Source organism: Nitrospirota bacterium, assembly GCA_016214845.1.
In the GTDB taxonomy this organism is placed as follows: domain Bacteria; phylum Nitrospirota; class Thermodesulfovibrionia; order UBA6902; family UBA6902; genus SURF-23.
The window spans coordinates 83,747-101,675 of sequence record JACRMS010000019.1 but is presented as its reverse complement, the minus strand read 5'-3'; the positions used below and the strand labels follow the sequence as shown (position 1 = coordinate 101,675).

The following is a 17,929-nucleotide window of genomic DNA, read 5'->3' as shown; positions in this document are numbered from 1 at the left end:
TTATCCACTGAATAATACATTGTCTGAGGTCAGATTCTGGTGCAACGGAAATTTGCTCGACGTTCAGAACGTCAAAAACAAGGACCTTGAAGGTGTGCACTTTTAATTCTTAAAGTGTGCACTTTTGAACTTTAGCTAACATGAAAAAAAGGCATCTAAATAAAGAGGTTAACAACTCGGTTCCCCGTCCACGCATTCATTACACTTTCAAGAGCGTACAAAGGAAGGGCCCCGTTTTCAAGGAGCCTGTCATGGAACTCTTTGATGTCAAACCTTGCGCCGAGGGCCGTCCTTGCCTTTTCCCTGATCTCAAGTATTTTCAGTTCGCCTATCTTGTACGCGAGCGCCTGTCCCGGCATGGCAATGTAGCGGTCTACCTCCACCTCTATTTCATGCTCTTCCTCGCCGGAGTTTTCCATGCAGTATCTTATCGCCTCATCACGGCCCCATTTAAAAAAGTGGATGCCTGTATCCACCACCAGTCTGACGGCGCGCCATATCTCAAAGTTGAGTCTTCCGTATTCGGAGAAATCGTCCTGATAAAAACCCATCTCCCTGGAAAGCTTCTCTGCGTATAACGCCCACCCTTCGATAAAAGCGGTCGAGCCTTCGTATTTCCTGAACTCCGGCAGGTCTTCCCTCTCCTGCATTATCGCTATCTGGAGGTGATGCCCCGGAACAGCCTCGTGAAAAGACAACGCTTCTGTAATGAATCTGGGCCTCTGCTCAGGATTGTAAGTGTTGGCGTAAAAATAACCGGGCCTTGAAAAATCACGCGGGGGCGGATAGTAATACGCTGCTGGGGCAGACTGCTCCCTGTATTGCTCGATCTCTTTAATGTCGTACCTTGCCCTTGGCAGTCTCCCGAAATATTCAGGCAGCTTCTTGTCCATCCGGGATAAAATCTCCCTGTAGACATCAAGTATCTCCTGCCTGCTGCTGAAATTAAGCTCCTTCCTCTCCTTCACATAATCAGCGAACTCCCTCATGCTCCCGCTGAAGCCGGTTTTCTGCATAAGCTTTTTGATGTCCGATGTTATTCTTTCAACCTCTCTCCTGCCGGTTTCATGGATCTCTTCCGGGGAAAGGTCCGAGGTTATGTGATACCGCACAAAAAATCTGTACATATCAATTCCGTCCGGCAGCGCCCAGAGGCCTTCTTTTTCCCTGCAGTGTTCCATGTATTCCTTCTTCAGATAATCAAGCAGTTTTGCGTAAGCAGGTGTCACGCGCAAGGAAAGCGCTTCTCTTACCAATTTCCCAATCTCCTCTTTATCCTGCTCTGAAAATCCCTCTTTCAGTTTCGTGACAGGCGAAAACATCGGGTGGCCTTCAGGTGTAAATTTCGTGAAAGTCTCAACCTGTCCCGCTGTAAGCTCCATGACCTTTTTAAAAGCCGTAATTTTATGCGCTATACCTTTTTGCAGATTTTCAATTACCTGGTCTATCAGGCGCGGAAAGGCGTTCAGTCTCGCAATATAATTTTCAGCGTCCTTCCGGGTGTTGAATGGATGAAACTCAATCAACTGGGGAAAATCGATGTGCGGCCCGGTCATCTGGTCCAGGGGGATGTAATGAGTTTTGAAATCATACATCCTGATATGATTTTCGAGGGTCGTCTGAATAAGCTTGCGGTCCAGTCTATTCTCCGGAGTCAAAAGAGCTTCATCGATATCTCCGATCTTCGTCGAAAGGCTTTTAAAATAATTGACCTGCCCGGTGATCGCCTCCTCCGACAGGTCTTCAAGCGCGTCATCATACTGGTGGTCCCCGATATAAGTCGCAAAAGTTGGATGCGTCTTTAATATGTGTTCCCAGTAGTCTTTGAGATAATCCTGCAATTCTTCGTTTTTGTCGTTCATTTAATTTCTCCGATTCCTGCGCAGGTCTTTCGGCGCATGTAACATTGTAGCAGATTTTTTTCGTGAGAAAAGCTTTGCCGGACCAATTTGGTCCTGTTGTGTCTGAATTTCTTCTGGCGTGAAATTTCTTGGCAAAAATATTTATTGAGAGATAAAATACGTCATTAATTTTTTTGAATCAGGAGGGGACAAGATGCAGGCAATAGTGCCGTTGGAAGTAATCGAAAGAAGGATTCTGCTTATAAGGGGACAGAAGGTTATGCTCGACAGCGATCTCGCTCAACTTTATGGAGTAGAGACGAGAACACTTATTCAAGCTGTCAAAAGAAACATTGGACGATTTCCAGCCGATTTTATGTTTCAGTTGAATTATCAAGAGATTGCAACTTTGAGATCACAATTTGTGATCTCAAAAGCCGGCAAAGGCGGTCGCAGATATACGCCATATGCTTTCACGGAACAAGGCGTTGCTATGCTCTCAAGTGTATTGAACAGCGAACGGGCAATCCAGGTGAATATCGCTGTCATGAGGGCTTTTGTTAAATTGAAAGAAATGCTCTCAACAAACAAAGAGCTTGCCTATAAGCTGGCGCAGCTTGAGCAGAAGATGGAAAAGCATGATGGGGAAATTAAAGTAATCTTTGACGCGATAAGGCAGTTGATGGTCCCGCTGGAGACGAAGAAAAAGAAGATCGGGTTTAAGAGGGAAAAAGAGGGATAACGATAAGCAAACATTATCCCCTCTCCCCCTGCGGAGAGGGTTAGGGTGAGGGGTTATTCCAATGAAAACATTCTACGCGCACAGCATTGAAGGAAAGCCGGTTGATGACTGGCGTGGAAGGGAATAAATGACTGAATATTACGCGCATTCAGAAAATAGTCGTAAAGAAAAACATAGTTTATTAAAACATCTGCGCCAAACGGCGAAGTTCGCGGAATCCTTTGCACGTAAAGTTGACTACAAAGAAATTTTTAAGATAGCAGGCTTACTCCATGACTTCGGCAAATATCAGCCTGACTTTCAGAATTATCTTGAAAACGGAGGAAAGCGAGGAAGCGTTCCTCATGCAGCGTGGGGTGCCGGGTATGCTCGACTCCATAGAATTATTGAGGCGTCAATTGCGATTGACGGGCATCATAAGGGGTTGCCAGACAATTCGGCATGGAAGAGTGATACGGAACCGTTCAAGCGGGGCGAAGTCTCTGGCTTTGAAAATATTACAAGAAATTTTCTGGATGATGCAGGGGTTAATGAGGCAGATATTAAGAATCCTGATTCATTGTCGTTTACTGGTAAGTCACAGCGTGAAATTTTTATCAGATATCTTTTTAGCGCACTTACCGACAGCGATTGGCTCTCAACGGAAGAGCATTTTGATCAGGGCAAGTTTGATATGCGTGTCGGCGCTGTCTTGTCGACGGACACGATGATAAGCAAACTTGAAGAGGAATTCTTAAAGAAGTCAATAGATGGTGAAATCAATCAATTGAGAAATGACGCCCGTAATCAGGCCATTCAGAAAGCGGATATGCCGTGCGGATTTTATTCATTAGCTCTTCCAACCGGCATGGGTAAGACACTGACTTCTATGGCATGGGCGTTACGCCATGCAAAAAAGAATGTGTTGAAGCGAATAATAATAGTCCTTCCTTACATAAACATCATAGATCAGACTGCCCAGATTCTGAAAAGCATTTTTGGCGAGGAATTGGTACTTGAGCATCATTCTGCCTACAATGAGAATGACCACAACGGTCATAATTTGATGGGCAGTTGTTCTCCCATCGAGGAACGTAAAAAACTTGCATGTGAGAATTGGGATTATCCCGTTATTGTAACGACAACCGTTCAATTCTTTGAATCGCTGTTCAGCAACAGACCGTCCCAATGCCGCAAGGTTCATAATATAGCGGAATCTGTCGTGATATTTGACGAGGTTCAGGCAATTCCAAAAGAAGTAATATTGCCGACACTCCAAATGCTTAAAGATGTTCAAGCCGTTATGAAGACTTCTTTTCTATTCTGCACAGCTACGCAACCTGCTTTTGAAAAGAGACAAGGCTTTGACGGCATAAGTGAAATTTGTCCTCTAATTGACGACCCTGCTGCACTTTATGACAAAACAAAGCGCGTTGAGTATAACTTGTTGAACGATTTAATACCGATTGATTACAACAGGTTGCTTAAGGCTATTGTACAAACAGGTGACTCTACTCTTGTAATATTCAACACGAAGAAGGCTGTGTTAGAGTTTTATAATTGCACTCAGGAACAGGGGAATTGGAAAGAGAAATATCATTTATCAACGTCGATGTGTCCCTCGCATCGAAAAGCTGTGATTAAAAAAGTCAGAGATGCACTGGACGCAAAGAAGAAAATATTGGTGGTTTCCACTCAGCTTATTGAAGCGGGTGTTGATTTTGATTTTCCTGTGGTATTTCGTGCTATGGCGCCGCTTGAAGCTGTTATTCAATCAGCAGGCCGTTGCAATCGTGAAGGAAGTTTAGGTGAGTTGGGTGGAAAAGTATTTCTGTTTAAGTTGCAGGACAGCGGTATGCCGAATAAAACATACGCCGCCTGCGCAGGCCATGCAGAAGAGCTGATTAAACAAGACATAAACCAATTACATGGCCATAGGATGTTTAATGAATATTATGCTCAAGTAGTACGGCTCTATGTTGACCCTGACAAGTACAATATAAACGAAGCAAGAAGGCAATTTAATTTTGAAACTGTAAACGATGCTTATCATATAATTGAGAATGCCACCGAAGGATTGTTTGTCTATAACTACAGCGATGAGAGCAGGCAGTTGTTACATTCACTCGAATACAAGGAGTTCTTATCAAGAGACGACTACCGGAAAATGCAAATGTATACGGTACAGGTGTACAGGCATTTCATTTTCCAGAATGGTTCTATGTGTAAAACAATGCCGCAAGGTTTTAAGGTGTGGTACGGGAACTATGACAGTGAAACAGGTATTTCCGTAGCGCCAATAGATACTGATAAATTGATTCTTTAATCAGGAGGTGTATATGCTCGATGATCGAGTTGTAAAGGTCAAAGTAAAGGGCGATTTCGCGTGTTTCACAAGACCGGATTTGAAGGTTGAACGCATGACATATCCATGCATGACGCCATCGGCAGCGAGGGGTATTCTTGATTCTATCTTGTGGAAGCCGGAATTTCAGTGGTATGTCAGGAGAATAATTGTCTTGAAACCTGTTCGATTTGCCACAATCAAGCGCAACGAAATAAAGTTCAAACAGAACGTGACCCCGATCGTTGTTGATGAAGTTCTTGATTCTGGGAAGCCGAAGAACCGAGTTCAACGTAACAGCGTGGTTTTAAGGGAAGTGGCTTACATCATTGAGGCGTCAATTTATCAAAAGCAAGCATCTGATAGAAACAGGCCTGAAAAATATATTGGAAGAAAAGGAGTTGACGCTGATAATGACGGAATGTTTATCCGCCGTGTTAAAAGAGGCCAGTGTTGGCGCAGGCCGTATCTTGGTGTGCGTGAGTTCTCCGCCGAGTTTATGGAGCCGGATGGGATTGAGCAACCGATAAATGAAACAATTCCTGTTGGCAGCATGCTGTTCGACATATTCTATAACAATGGCAAACCGGAACCCTTGTTCTTCCATGATGTAGCTGTACGAAACGGCGTTTTGAACTGCGAAGTTCCTGAAAATGACAAGATGATGCAGTCCAGTCATGTCCAACCGCCCACAGACAGTGAAACCTCTGCCTTGATCTACGAGTTTAATCAGCGGGAAGAAAGAGAGGCGTCATTATGATTAAAGAGTTGAGCGAGTTTGGAAAGCCAGTCTGTGAGCAAAAATATGGAGAATGGAATCATGTTGCACTCAAAGAAGAACCTGTTTCGATTGATCTTGTCATTGATGACAATGGAAATTTTTGCAAATTCGTGCTGTTTGAAAAGAAGATGACGATAACTGAAACTCTAAACTCAAAGAAAGGCAAGGCTCGTTTATTACTGGACAAAGCAGAAGAATTGCTTTGTTATGGAGCTAACTCATCAAAGAAGTATCAGTTGTTTTTGGATAAACTTAAACAGTATGGCGAATTGGCAGACTTGAAACCGGTTCTAAGTTTCTATGGAGAGAATAGAAAGAACGGTATCGAAAAGGCGATGCAAGAATTCACTATACAAATACCTGATGAGAAAAACAGAAAGGGCAATATAGGATTTCGAATTCAAACGGAGGACATTCGCATTCATGAAAAACACGAAGTTAGACAGAAAATGATTGCAGAATATGAAACAATTAAGAAAGATGTCCCCAAGAAGAACTGTTCTGTTTGCAGCAAGAGTGACTATCCGGTTGAAGATGAGCCGCACGGCATGATTAAGAAAGTTCCAGATGGAAAGTCAAGTGGAAGCGCCCTTGTTTCTTATAATGATACGGCATTTGAGTCATATGGGTTAGAGGGTAACGAAAATTCAGCTATATGTGCCAACTGCGCCAAGACTTATGTTGAAGGATTGAACTGGCTTTTAAAAAACGACTACGAAGCTCCTCCAAAAAACAAGAAAGGTAAAGGGAAAAAAGAGTTTCGCTATACAAATCGTAAGAATTTCGGGTCGGACACGGCGATGGTGTTCTGGACTCGAAAGAATGAGAAACTGGAAGAAATAGACTACCTTGAAGAGCCCAATTCTGATGATGTAGCGAGGCTGATTGAATCAGTGGCATCCGGTACAGAAAGAGACAGCCGTTATCTTGAAGCTGACCAGTTTTATTCATGTACGCTTTCAGGCTCTGCGGCGCGTATTGCTGTACGTGACTGGATTGAAACGAGCCTGTTTGATTTTCGAAAATCCATAGCGAAGTGGTTTCAGGATATTGCAATTGACGAATACGACAAGGATTTCAAGAAGACTCAAACACATTATGCCCGGCTGTATGAACTGGCACGAAGCTGTCAGAGGAAAAACAAGGACGGTAAAAACGATAAAGACGATACATCATTGGCAAGAGTGGCTGCTCATTTATGGAACACGGCATTAAAGAATACATCGCCGCCGTTATGGATATTGACAAAGGTTCTTCAGCGCGCACGTTTAGACGGGGTCACTGCTGAACGGGCGGCTTTAATCAAACTCATTTTAAACAGACACAATAAAGGGGGTGATTTTATGATTACAGAAATGATTCAAGAGGGCGATAGGCCGGTGGCCTATGTCTGCGGGCAGATTTTTGCAAAACTGGAGAGTATCCAATATGCTGCTTTAGGGAATGTGAACGCCGGAATCCGGGAGAGGTATTTTACATACGCCATGACCTCGCCCGCATCCGCATTCGGGAGATTATTCAACCTGAATTCAAAGCATTTCACCAAGTTGAAAAGCGAAAAACCCGGGCTTGCTGTTACTTTGGACAAGGAGTGTCAGGCGTTATGTAAAGATGTTGATATTCATAGCTTCCCGGCTACTTTTTCACTGGAGCAACAAGGCCAATTTGCAATCGGATATTATCATCAGAGGCAATTACAATTTAGCGGGAATAAATCAAAAGAAAACAAGGAGGAGAAATAACATGAGCGAGATAGTAAAGAGTCGGTATGATTTTGTTTTTTTCTTTGATGTAAAAGACGGCAATCCCAATGGCGACCCCGATCAGGTCAACTTGCCCAGGGCAGATGCAGAGGATCAGCATGGATTGGTTACAGATGTTTGTATTAAGAGGAAGGTCAGGAATTATGTTGCTTTAAAAAAGGTAAAAGATGAAGATGGGAAAACCATTCCTGAAAAGCGTTATGACATTTTCATCAGACAAAGAGATATCAATAGCGCGGATAGTTATTTAAATGCAATCATCGGAAAGGCCCCAGGCAACACAGCATCTGAGAAGCGTACAAAACTCTGTGATGATTATTGGGATATCAGGACATTTGGCGCGGTGTTAAGCACAGGGGAGAAAGAAAGCGGTGAAGCCGCCGAAGAAGAAGGAGATGATGCAGCTAAAGGTAAGAAACAAAAGAAAGATAAAGTAAGAGGGGCTGGCACTGTCCGGGGTCCCGTGCAATTTACCTTTGCGCGGTCAGAAGATCGCATTTATCAGGCTGAACATTCCATAACGAGGTGTTGCGTTACTACTGAGAAAGAAAGAGATGACCAGCTTAAAAATGACCGTGAATTTGCATCGACCTTCGGAAGAAAAGCTACTGTCCCTTATGCACTTTACCGCATGCATGGATTTATTTCTGCTGTTGATGCAAAAAAGACCGGATTTTCCCAGGATGATCTAAAACTTCTATGGGAGTCTCTTATAAATGCTTTTGAAAATGACCATGCGGCTGCCAGAGGAGAAATGAACCCAAGAAAGCTGGTCATATTTAATCACAACCATCATTTAGGTAAAGAACTGTCAGGCAGACTGTTTGAGCGTGTGAAAGTTACGAAAAATGCAGAACTGCCGAGAGGGAAAGATGATTATACGATTACTGTAGATAGGAACAATCTTACGTCGGGGATTGATGTTCAAGAATGGCCGGAAGAGAAGGTGTTTTAAAGACAATCTAATAAAGAAAGAGGGGACAACACCAAATGACTAACCAGAAAAATATCCCGCAACTCATCCCGCCGCATGGCGGCTACCGCGATCTCCAGTCTTACAAAATGTCGGAGATTGTTTATGACGCCACGGTAGTATTCTGTGACCGCTTCATTGACCGCCGTTCACGCACTCATGACCAGATGGTGCAGGCGGCGAGAAGCAGCAAACAGAACATCGCCGAGGGCAGTATGGCGTCAGGCACATCCAAGAAAACCGAGCTGAAACTAATCGGCGTAGCGAGAGCGAGCCTTGAAGAACTGCTGCTCGATTATGAGGATTTCTTGCGGCAGCGAGGGCTGTCGCTCTGGGGGAAAGAGCATGAGCAAGCGCTTGTTGTGCGCAAGCTCGCGCACAGCAAGAATAGGTCTTATATGACCTATAAGACTTCTATCGAGTATTCGCCGGAAATGGCGGCGAATACTCTTATCTGCCTGGTCCATCAGACAAACTACCTACTGGACCAGCAGTTGAGAGCTTTGGAGAAAGATTTTTTGAAAGAGGGTGGTTTTACGGAGAGGCTTTATTCTGCGCGTTCGCAGGCGCGCAGAATAAAGAAATAGGTCGTATATGTCTTATACAACTCATAAGACCTATGCTTTTTCAGAAGAAGACTTAATTCAGCTTTCTGCTTTGCAGCATCTTGTCTTCTGCGAGCGGCAGTGCGCGTTGATCCATATTGAGCAGTTGTGGTCTGAAAACGTACTGACTGCTGAAGGAAAGATCATGCATGAGAAAGTTGATACCGCAAATCGTGAATCAAGAGGGAAGATTCGCATTGAGTATGGCGTGCCGATGCGTTCTCTCCGGCTTGGATTAATCGGCAAGGCTGATGTGGTGGAGTTTCACAAAAGAGACGACAGGACATGGCGGCCTTTTCCAGTGGAGTATAAGCGCGGCAAGCCCAAGCTGGATGACTGTGATAAGATCCAGCTTTGCGCTCAGGCGATTTGCCTTGAGGAGATGATGGACGTTGAGATACCGGAGGGTGCTTTATTTTACGGTCAGACGCGCCACAGATATGATGTGAAATTTGACAGCACATTGAGGAAGGAGACGGAGGACGCGGCGATGCGATTACATGAGTTTATTGCATCCGGCATTACTCCTTCGCCTGTTTATTCGGCAAAGTGCAGGAAGTGTTCGCTGGTTGAGCTATGCTTGCCGAAGGTGAGTAAGAAGGCGTGTAATTATTTGGCGAGGATGATCGAAGAATGAAAAAACATCTCAACACATTATTTATCACAACGCAGGGATCGTACTTACTTAAAGAAGGTGAAACTGTAGTCGTCAAGGCAGATGACGAAGTCCGCCTGCGTGTGCCTGTTCATACGCTTGGCGGGATTGTGTGTTTTGGACAGGTATCATGCAGTCCGTTTCTCATGGGCTTCTGCGCTGAGAATGGAGTGGCAATCAGTTTTCTCACGGAGAACGGTAGGTTCCTTGCAAAGGTCCAGGGGCCGGTGTCAGGCAATGTTTTGCTCAGACGTGAACAGTACCGCCGCGCAGATGATTGCAAATCATCAGTAGAAATTGCAAAGGCAATATTGACCGGTAAGATCGCCAACTGCCGCACAGTTCTTTCGCGTGTATTGCGCGATCATCCTGAAAAGATTGATACCGGCGAAATCACAAGGGCGGTCAATAAATTCGACAGCGCTTTGAGAGGATTGCAGAAGGAGTCAGATTTGGAAGTCCTGCGAGGAATCGAAGGTGAATCGGCAAATACTTATTTCGGCGTATTTGATCATTTGATCACAGCGCAGAAAGAGGATTTCAAATTTTGCGAACGCAACCGCCGTCCGCCGCTGGACAATGTAAATTGCCTGCTGTCGTTTTTGTATACGATTGTAATGCACGACATCCGCTCTGCCTTAGAAACTGTAGGGCTTGATCCGGCCGTGGGATTTCTGCACAGGGACCGTCCCGGCAGATACGGACTTGCTCTGGATATGATGGAGGAATTCAGGCCGTTCCTTGCAGACCGCCTCACTCTTTCATTGATAAATCTTTGCCAGGTGCAGGGCAAGGGATTTGACAGGAAAGAGTCAGGGGCTGTGTTGATGGACGACGATACAAGAAAGACCGTGCTGGTTACATACCAGACACGTAAGCAAGATGAGATAATGCATCCTTTCCTGAAAGAGAAGGTCACAATCGGACTGCTGTTTCACACGCAGGCATTGCTCATGGCAAGGTATCTGCGCGGCGACATGGACGCATATCCGCCGTTTGTATGGAAGTAAGAATCAAAAATATACCACAGAGGGAATAAAGAAGGGACAAAGGCACAAAGAAAGAGGGCAAGCGAGAGGAAATGAGAAACTATAGGGACCTTTTTGTATGGCAAAAATCGATGGCATTGGTAACCGAAGTTTATTCGATAACAAGATTGTTCCCTAAAGAAGAACTCTATGGATTGGTATCGCAAATAAGAAGGAGTGCAGTATCAATACCAAGCAATATTGCAGAAGGATATGGCAGACATTCTACAAACGATTACTCTCGTTTTTTACAGATAGCAATTGGCTCTTTATATGAATTACAAACTCAACTGGAGATTTGCTTGAATTTAGGGTATCTATCAAAAGATACTTTTGAAAAGATTTATGAACAGAGTAGGGAGATAGAAAGAATGCTGTGTAGCTTAATTAAAAAAGTAGGGTAATTACTTAGGTACAAAGGGGCAAAGGCACAAAGGAAAGATGAAAAAAAGATTTCGTGCACTTGATTAAAGTTTACACCTTCTTCTCCTTTTTACTTAGTGCCTTTGTGCCTCTGTGCCTTAGTTGGAGGGAAAATGTTTGTGCTTGTGAGCTATGATGTCGCAACGGAAAAACGCGGACAGCGCCGCTTGCGCCGGGTGGCACGTGCCTGTCAGGATTTCGGGCAGAGGGTCCAGTACTCCGTATTTGAATGTATTGTCGATCCGGCTCAGTGGACGATGCTGAAAGAGAGATTGATTTCAGAGATTGATCCTGAGACGGACAGCCTGAGGTTTTATTATCTCGGCTCCAACTGGAAGCATCGTGTTGAGCACGTAGGAGCAAAGGCCGGGATAGAGCAGGATGGGCCATTGATTATTTGAAAAAATAATTAACCACAGAGATCACGGAGGAACATATTGATAGTGAGAGAAGAAATAGTTACACAGGAGATTTATTAATGATAGAAAACATCTCTGTGCCCTCAGTGGTTTCTTTTATCTGCGAACCTCATGCTTACATACATTTCCGCATGGGTTCGCATAAGTAAAATTTGGTTTATAAAATATAACAGTCTGTAAAATGATCCTTGACAACAAGATGTTTGCGGGAATAAAAACAGTAGGTTCGCAAATAGCTAATGATTTGATTATTAATTTCGTAGAGTTGTAAAAGAACAGTCGCGCCCCGCGCGGGCGCGTGGATTGAAACTGATACGTTTGGGTTGCAGGATGTTGAGTTTCTTAGTCGCGCCCCGCGCGGGCGCGTGGATTGAAACGACTATCAATAAAATTAAAGGGTTAGGTTTATTGGTCGCGCCCCGCGCGGGCGCGTGGATTGAAACCCATTGTTCGTCATTTCGTCTTCCCTCCCTTTTTGTCGCGCCCCGCGCGGGCGCGTGGATTGAAACAATTGTCATATTAGGCATGGGTTAATGTAAGAGTCGCGCCCCGCGCGGGCGCGTGGATTGAAACTCTTATATCATAGTTGAGCGGGGATTGTCAATTGTCGCGCCCCGCGCGGGCGCGTGGATTGAAACTTATCATATGTGCCGTTTTTACGGTCTTTAGCGAGTCGCGCCCCGCGCGGGCGCGTGGATTGAAACTTATCATATGTGCCGTTTTTACGGTCTTTAGCGAGTCGCGCCCCGCGCGGGCGCGTGGATTGAAACCAAAAGCGTCTCCAAGTGCCTTTGCTATCTCTGGGTCGCGCCCCGCGCGGGCGCGTGGATTGAAACAAGATAGGACTTCCCTATCTTTTTGAGACTTGCGTCGCGCCCCGCGCGGGCGCGTGGATTGAAACGTAGCCGCCGTGATAACCGGCTAATATCCCGGCCGTCGCGCCCCGCGCGGGCGCGTGGATTGAAACATTTCCGCTTGGAAGTGTTATTTTTACAAACGCTCGTCGCGCCCCGCGCGGGCGCGTGGATTGAAACTCGATACTTTAAAACCATTCGCTCCGATTTTTTGTCGCGCCCCGCGCGGGCGCGTGGATTGAAACACAATATTACAAAGAGACGGCGGAGCTATTCCAAGGTCGCGCCCCGCGCGGGCGCGTGGATTGAAACCACACAGCGCAGTGTTGTCGATAGTTAAGACAACGTCGCGCCCCGCGCGGGCGCGTGGATTGAAACCTTCTGACGATACCTGCTTGCGGATCGCCGCGCGTCGCGCCCCGCGCGGGCGCGTGGATTGAAACCATCCTTTTATCGCAACATATATAACAGGCTCCTGTCACGCATTGCGAAACTGGAAAACTTATGCTGAATGGTTTTTCTTTTTCAGCCGCTGGTTAAGGGCCTGGCGGGTTATGCCCAGGAGTGAGGCCGCGCCTCCCTGGTTGCTGTGGGCGCATTTCATCGCCTCGGATATTACATAGTCTTCGACTTCCTTTAAGGTCGGGAAATGTCCGAAGATCTCAAACATGGAAACAGTGTCTCCATCAAGAGGCATAAGGCGGGACTGGGAAGATATGCCCTTCTTTTTCATAAAACCCTTAAAGCTCTCAAGAGAGAGTTTTCCTGATTCATGCTGCGCCACCGCGTCATGGACCATTGCCTGGAGCTCCCTGACATTGCCGGGGAAATTATAGTTGGACAGCAGGGTTATCAACTCCGGCGAGACCTCGGGCCTTTTTTTCTTCAGGGACTTCGATGACTCCTCAAGGAAGTGGTCAAGCAGCAAAGGGATATCCTGAAGCCGCTCGCGAAGCGGAGGGATCTGAATATTATGGGAGCAGAGCCGGTAGTACAGGTCCTTACGGAACTGTCCCTCCTCTATCTGTTTCTCAAGGTCCTGATTGGAGCAGCCGATGACGCGTGCGTTGCTTTTTTCAGGCATATCGGAGCCGAGCGGATAGTAGATCTTTTCCTCAAGAAGGCGCAGGAGTTTTACCTGAGAAGATTTATTCAGGTCTCCTATTTCATCAAGCATCAGGGTGCCTCCGGACGCCCGGACGATCAACCCCTCCCTGTCCTTTTCAGCGCCGGTGAAGGCGCCTTTTTTATGGCCGAACAATGTATCCGAGAACATCGTATCGTCAAGTCCTGCTACGTTGACCGCGATGTGAGCCCCCTTCAGCCCGCTCACCTCATGTATGATTCTTGCGATGAGCTCTTTGCCCACACCGGTCTCCCCGGTAATGAGAACGGGCTTCTGGGACTTTGCTATCGCCTCTATGTAATGAAAAACTGCAAGCATCTTTTTGCTCTTCGTAATGACGGGCGCAAACGACTCCTGGTGCTCCAGCTCCCCGGTGAGAAGATGTTTTTTGAGGGAGGATATCTCATTCATGAGGTTGCCCATTTCAAGCACCTTCTCCAGGCTGGACAAAAACCTGCTTTCCTCCACGGGCTTGACGAGATAATCCGCAGCCCCGGCCTTCATGCATTCCACGGCCTTTTCCAGTTCATTGATCGCGGTCATGACAATGATGGGGATATGGGGGAATTCCAGTTTTATCTTAGAGAGCAGGTCCATGCCTGAGACGTGCGGCATGACCAGATCAAGGACTATCGCCGCGACATTTTGTTTTGCGAGGAGAGGGAGGACCTTGCGGCTGTCTTTGACCGTCAGGATATTTTCAATCCCGGCGCTTCTGAGCATAAGGCTGTAGCCGAACAGTATTTGCTGCTCGTCGTCTACCAGAAGTATCGGTGAAGTTGAGTTATTCATTCTTACACCTTTTGCAATCAGACTTCAGAGATCAGCGCTCAGTTAATGCTAAGCCTGTTGATGGCTTACGGCTAAGCGCTGACGGGTTTTGTTTTTTGTCTTATATTATACACGGGAAGCTTGACGGTTGCAGTTGTGCCCTTCCTGTATTCGGATTCAAATTCCAGCGTCCCTCTGTGCTCTTTGATAATGGCATATGAGATCGAAAGCCCCAATCCCGTGCCTCCCCTTTCTAGCTTGGTGGTAAAGAAAGGCTCGGTGATGCGCTCAAGGGTATCTCTCGTCATTCCCACGCCCTCGTCTTTGACCCTGATTATTACATACTTCGATTTTTTATTGTAAGAGGTGGACACGCGGACCCCGCAGCTCTTGTCTTTCAGTGATTCCAGCGAGTTCATTATAAGATTAATTACTACCTGTTCTATCTGCTGGGAGCTGCCTCTGACCGACGGGATATTCTTGCCGCAGATCAATTGAAACTTTGCCGTGCACTTATTGATGTGATTATTGAGAATGGTCTTGGCCGCAACCACAATGTCATTAACATTGACCTTCCCGTCCAGGTTTGCCTTTTCGGGTTTGGCAAAATTTCTCAGGTTGTTCACTATCTCCTGTATTCTTACGGAGCCGTCATCGATCCCTTTGATCACCTCGGGCATGAGCCTTTGCACCTCGGAATAAGGCAGTCCCGCCGCAAGAAAATCTCCGTTCTTTTTGGAGAATTTCTCAAGGACTCGGCCTACGTCCTTCCATGTCTTGGCAATGAACTGCGCGTTGGATTTGATAAATGTGTTGGGGTTATTTATCTCATGCGCCACGCCTGAGACGAGTGTGCCAAGCGACGTCATCTTGTTGGCGTGGATAAGCTTTGCCTGGATCAGCCGGGACTCTTCTTCCATGCGCACCCTGACGGTTATATCTCTTGCAACCTCAATAACGCTTTTTACCTTTCCCGACTCGTCCGCAATCGGAAAGGCCCTGACGTCTAAAAACCTTCCGTCCGGAGATGATACCTGGCCGTTCTCTTCCCTGCCGGTTATAAAACTCATCAGCGTGGGACAGCTCTTCTGGTTGGATGAGAAATTGGAACACATCCTGTAACAGTACTGCCTGCGTGAATGAGATTTGTCATAGCTAAGCTCCGAGGAGGCGGCTTTGTTGGCCCACATTATTTTCAGCTCGGGTGAAAGCAGGACGATATTGTCCGGGATAGCGTCCAGGAGGACGTTGAATTCCTGCGAGAGTTTTTTGAATTTACTCTCGCTCTCGCGCAAAGCTTTTTCGACCTTCACTCGGACCGCGATCTCATTCAGCATCTCTTCATTGGCCGTCATTATCTCCGATGAGGCGTTCATCAGCTCCGCTGTCCGCTCATTGACGCGCATCTCTAATTCGTCATGCGCCCTTCGCAGCGCCTCTTCCATCTGTTTTCTTTCAGTGATGTCCCTGACAATATGGATCAGGCCAATGAGTTGATTACTGTTATCGAACTGCGGCATGGCCCTTATCTCAACGTACCTTTTTAGATGGGGCTCATATCTTTCAAAGATAACAGGCTCTCCTGTCTTTAGGCATTGGCAGCTGGGGCAGCCTGTTGGGGGCGAGCCTTCACCGTGGTAATGTTTATAGCATTTTGCCTTTGCGCCGTTTAAGAAAGACAGACCGAGGATTTTCTCCGCCGCTTTGTTGGCGTGGATGATGTTGTAGTCTTTGTCATGGATGGTGATCATGTCGGTGATGTTGTTGAAGGTCTCCTCCCAATTCAGTATTGACTGGAGGATAAGTTGATCGGCGCGCCTGTGGTCGCTTTCAAGCTCGGAAATGCGCCTGCGCATTCCTGCTAATTCTTTTTCGAGTTGCTCTCTGGTCTTTTCGTCATTCATGACATGCTGCTTTTGAAAAGCTTGTATTATTATAACCTACTTTGAGTCATTGTTCACCCTTGGTTTTTTCTGTGTCTCCTGAACGTCGCTAATCCGCATATTGTCAAAATGCTTGCTGTTAAAAACGGGTATTTGATTGAATAAACAACCGGTGTGAGCATCACTCTCGTGACCGCCTTTAATGATTTATGCTGTGAAATATAATCCGCAGCGGGCGGGGAATATCTGTAATAGAAATCTATCACAAAGGCCCGCCCAAGCGGATTTGTCAAAAGGTGTTTGTCCCTGAACTCTCGCAACTCCATCACTTCATCAGCAAGGTAACTGCCATAGGCTGCCGTGGCTATAAAACAATCACCGGGGCCTTCATTAGGAGCACTTCTTCCGTCTTTGCCGCTTGTGCTTTCTCCGGTGCCCGCAGTTTCCCCGGCATCACCGGGACTTTCATTGCCAGTAACCTCTGCGCAGCCCAAATCGCTTTCATCTGTCACGCCGTCACAATTATTGTCAATTGAATCACTGCATGTTGCATTACCAAACGGGCCTTCTTTTGCCGCCGGGCTGATTTCCGGGTCATTGTCATTACAGTCAACGGTAGGGCCGTTAACGCAATTGTCCCCTCCAGGATCACCGTATCCGTCGCCGTCTTTGTCATTACATGGCAGATCGAGTTTCCAGACTGAGTTGGTCCGATTAATCTCAATGTCCTTTGCTTTACCGCCGATTACATAAAATGCATTATTTAAAAACACGGCCATATGATCGACAGTAGGGTAAGGCAGAGGGATTTCAGTGCTGAATGTGTTAGTTGCCGTATCATATATTTGAAAATCGCCGGTTGGCACAATATCCGCACCGGCCAGGCCAGTCCACTTTGCGGCGGTCCAGCCGCCGATGAGATGTATTTTCCCGTCGAGGACCGGCGCAGAGCTGCTGCATGGAAATCCTCGCGGTAAAGATAGCGCTCCCATGCCTGAAGTAGTCCAGGTGTCTGAATCGAAATCATAGGCAATGACCTCAACCACTGCGTTATTGCTAATGTGATCAATGCCCCCGATAAGGTAAGCTTTTGGTCCCGCGACTGAAACCGCCATATTATTTATAAGCATCGGCATGTGAGCAACAAGACGCCATGTGTCCGTGGAAGGATTGTAAGCCTCTACCACATCAGAATAAGTTTCAGGAACAGTATTGCTTTTCCCGCCGAAGAGATAGATCTCTCCTTTGTAGACAACTGCCGGGGCTGAGGACACGGCAGCAGGTTTAGCCGCTTTCAAAGTCCAGGCATCGGTTGCAGGATCGTACTCTTGAACAAAGTTAAGAATTGCGGAAGGGCTTCCGCTGAGCGCGCCAAAGACATAAAGCTTATCATTCACCACCGCGCCGGACAGTTCTGCAACGGCAGTTTGATTGCTCTCCTGGGAACTCCATTTATCAGTTTCAGGATTATACATTTCTACCGATCTGAGATTTGATGAACCTCTCCCCCCGAAAACATAAATCTTCCCGTTAATAACGCCGCCTGTGAATTGATAGCGCGCGACACTTAAGGTTGCCGCCGCTTCCCATTCACCGTAATATGAATAAGCGGCTGCGGGCGTAAAATATGATGCAAGAACAGACACTGCCAGTGCGAATACAACAATGCTTTTTGACATGATTTGTCCCCCCGTGGTTTTTTGGTTATTAAATGCGGATTCAAGCCTGTCCCCTCTTAAATC

General features: G+C 46.3%; 14 protein-coding genes and 1 CRISPR repeat array. Of the genes, 10 read left to right on the top strand and 4 right to left on the bottom strand.

The genetic code is table 11. The features are described 5' to 3' along the window. Nucleotides 1-155: 155 nt before the first annotated feature. Entirely contained in the window at nucleotides 156-1,862 is a 1,707-nt protein-coding gene (locus HZB61_05890) for a DUF885 domain-containing protein (protein MBI5056127.1), read from the bottom strand. A 193-nt stretch (nucleotides 1,863-2,055) separates the two neighbouring features. Here HZB61_05890 and HZB61_05885 point away from each other — a divergent pair, with 193 nt between their 5' ends. The 10 genes from HZB61_05885 to cas2 all read left to right on the top strand — a co-directional run bounded on the left by HZB61_05885 (nucleotide 2,056) and on the right by cas2 (nucleotide 11,535). Continuing rightward, nucleotides 2,056-2,583, top strand: a complete 528-nt coding sequence (locus HZB61_05885) for an ORF6N domain-containing protein (protein MBI5056126.1) — start codon at nucleotides 2,056-2,058, stop codon at nucleotides 2,581-2,583. Nucleotides 2,584-2,710: 127 nt separating this feature from the next. Further along, nucleotides 2,711-4,888, top strand: coding sequence for a CRISPR-associated helicase Cas3' (cas3, locus tag HZB61_05880; GenBank protein ID MBI5056125.1), 2,178 nt, complete (start codon nucleotides 2,711-2,713; stop codon nucleotides 4,886-4,888). Nucleotides 4,889-4,901: 13 nt separating this feature from the next. Next, a complete protein-coding gene (gene cas5c / locus HZB61_05875) occupies nucleotides 4,902-5,666 on the top strand; it encodes a type I-C CRISPR-associated protein Cas5 (protein ID MBI5056124.1) in 765 nt (254 codons plus the stop codon). Further along, a complete protein-coding gene (gene cas8c / locus HZB61_05870; GenBank protein MBI5056123.1) occupies nucleotides 5,663-7,429 on the top strand; it encodes a type I-C CRISPR-associated protein Cas8c/Csd1 in 1,767 nt (588 codons plus the stop codon). Before cas5c ends, cas8c begins: the two co-directional genes overlap by 4 nt. 1 nt (nucleotide 7,430) lies before the next feature. Next, nucleotides 7,431-8,405, top strand: a complete 975-nt coding sequence (gene cas7c, locus HZB61_05865; GenBank protein MBI5056122.1) for a type I-C CRISPR-associated protein Cas7/Csd2 — start codon at nucleotides 7,431-7,433, stop codon at nucleotides 8,403-8,405. A 35-nt stretch (nucleotides 8,406-8,440) separates the two neighbouring features. Continuing rightward, nucleotides 8,441-9,010, top strand: coding sequence for a four helix bundle protein (locus HZB61_05860; protein ID MBI5056121.1), 570 nt, complete (start codon nucleotides 8,441-8,443; stop codon nucleotides 9,008-9,010). A 7-nt stretch (nucleotides 9,011-9,017) separates the two neighbouring features. Then, nucleotides 9,018-9,665 (top strand): CRISPR-associated protein Cas4, encoded by a 648-nt coding sequence (gene cas4, locus HZB61_05855; protein ID MBI5056120.1) that lies wholly within the window; start codon nucleotides 9,018-9,020, stop codon nucleotides 9,663-9,665. After that, a complete protein-coding gene (gene cas1c, locus HZB61_05850; protein ID MBI5056119.1) occupies nucleotides 9,662-10,693 on the top strand; it encodes a type I-C CRISPR-associated endonuclease Cas1 in 1,032 nt (343 codons plus the stop codon). The genes cas4 and cas1c overlap by 4 nt, the downstream gene beginning before the upstream one ends. 71 nt (nucleotides 10,694-10,764) lie before the next feature. Continuing rightward, nucleotides 10,765-11,115: a four helix bundle protein gene (locus HZB61_05845; protein ID MBI5056118.1), complete on the top strand. Its 351-nt coding sequence runs from the start codon at nucleotides 10,765-10,767 to the stop codon at nucleotides 11,113-11,115. Nucleotides 11,116-11,247: 132 nt separating this feature from the next. Then, the gene (gene cas2, locus HZB61_05840) at nucleotides 11,248-11,535 is read left to right on the top strand and encodes a CRISPR-associated endonuclease Cas2 (GenBank protein ID MBI5056117.1); all 288 of its coding nucleotides are present in this window, start codon (nucleotides 11,248-11,250) and stop codon (nucleotides 11,533-11,535) included. A 296-nt stretch (nucleotides 11,536-11,831) separates the two neighbouring features. Further along, a CRISPR array of direct repeats spans nucleotides 11,832-12,850; the repeat unit is 32 nt; unit sequence GTCGCGCCCCGCGCGGGCGCGTGGATTGAAAC. 59 nt (nucleotides 12,851-12,909) lie between these two features. On the opposite strand, the gene HZB61_05835 is transcribed toward cas2, so the two are convergent. From HZB61_05835 to HZB61_05825, 3 genes are all read right to left on the bottom strand, one after another. Beyond that, entirely contained in the window at nucleotides 12,910-14,325 is a 1,416-nt protein-coding gene (locus HZB61_05835; protein ID MBI5056116.1) for a sigma-54-dependent Fis family transcriptional regulator, read from the bottom strand. A 71-nt stretch (nucleotides 14,326-14,396) separates the two neighbouring features. Beyond that, entirely contained in the window at nucleotides 14,397-16,208 is a 1,812-nt protein-coding gene (locus tag HZB61_05830; GenBank protein ID MBI5056115.1) for a PAS domain-containing protein, read from the bottom strand. Nucleotides 16,209-16,261: 53 nt separating this feature from the next. Then, the gene (locus HZB61_05825) at nucleotides 16,262-17,866 is read right to left on the bottom strand and encodes a hypothetical protein (GenBank protein ID MBI5056114.1); all 1,605 of its coding nucleotides are present in this window, start codon (nucleotides 17,864-17,866) and stop codon (nucleotides 16,262-16,264) included. Nucleotides 17,867-17,929 lie beyond the last annotated feature (63 nt).

Coding starts and splice junctions, on each gene's coding strand:
- HZB61_05890 (MBI5056127.1), bottom strand. CDS start 1,862: ATGAACGACAAAAACGAAGAATTGCAGGATTATCTCAAAGACTACTGG.
- HZB61_05885 (MBI5056126.1), top strand. CDS start 2,056: ATGCAGGCAATAGTGCCGTTGGAAGTAATCGAAAGAAGGATTCTGCTT.
- cas3 (MBI5056125.1), top strand. CDS start 2,711: ATGACTGAATATTACGCGCATTCAGAAAATAGTCGTAAAGAAAAACAT.
- cas5c (MBI5056124.1), top strand. CDS start 4,902: ATGCTCGATGATCGAGTTGTAAAGGTCAAAGTAAAGGGCGATTTCGCG.
- cas8c (MBI5056123.1), top strand. CDS start 5,663: ATGATTAAAGAGTTGAGCGAGTTTGGAAAGCCAGTCTGTGAGCAAAAA.
- cas7c (MBI5056122.1), top strand. CDS start 7,431: ATGAGCGAGATAGTAAAGAGTCGGTATGATTTTGTTTTTTTCTTTGAT.
- HZB61_05860 (MBI5056121.1), top strand. CDS start 8,441: ATGACTAACCAGAAAAATATCCCGCAACTCATCCCGCCGCATGGCGGC.
- cas4 (MBI5056120.1), top strand. CDS start 9,018: ATGTCTTATACAACTCATAAGACCTATGCTTTTTCAGAAGAAGACTTA.
- cas1c (MBI5056119.1), top strand. CDS start 9,662: ATGAAAAAACATCTCAACACATTATTTATCACAACGCAGGGATCGTAC.
- HZB61_05845 (MBI5056118.1), top strand. CDS start 10,765: ATGAGAAACTATAGGGACCTTTTTGTATGGCAAAAATCGATGGCATTG.
- cas2 (MBI5056117.1), top strand. CDS start 11,248: ATGTTTGTGCTTGTGAGCTATGATGTCGCAACGGAAAAACGCGGACAG.
- HZB61_05835 (MBI5056116.1), bottom strand. CDS start 14,325: ATGAATAACTCAACTTCACCGATACTTCTGGTAGACGACGAGCAGCAA.
- HZB61_05830 (MBI5056115.1), bottom strand. CDS start 16,208: ATGAATGACGAAAAGACCAGAGAGCAACTCGAAAAAGAATTAGCAGGA.
- HZB61_05825 (MBI5056114.1), bottom strand. CDS start 17,866: ATGTCAAAAAGCATTGTTGTATTCGCACTGGCAGTGTCTGTTCTTGCA.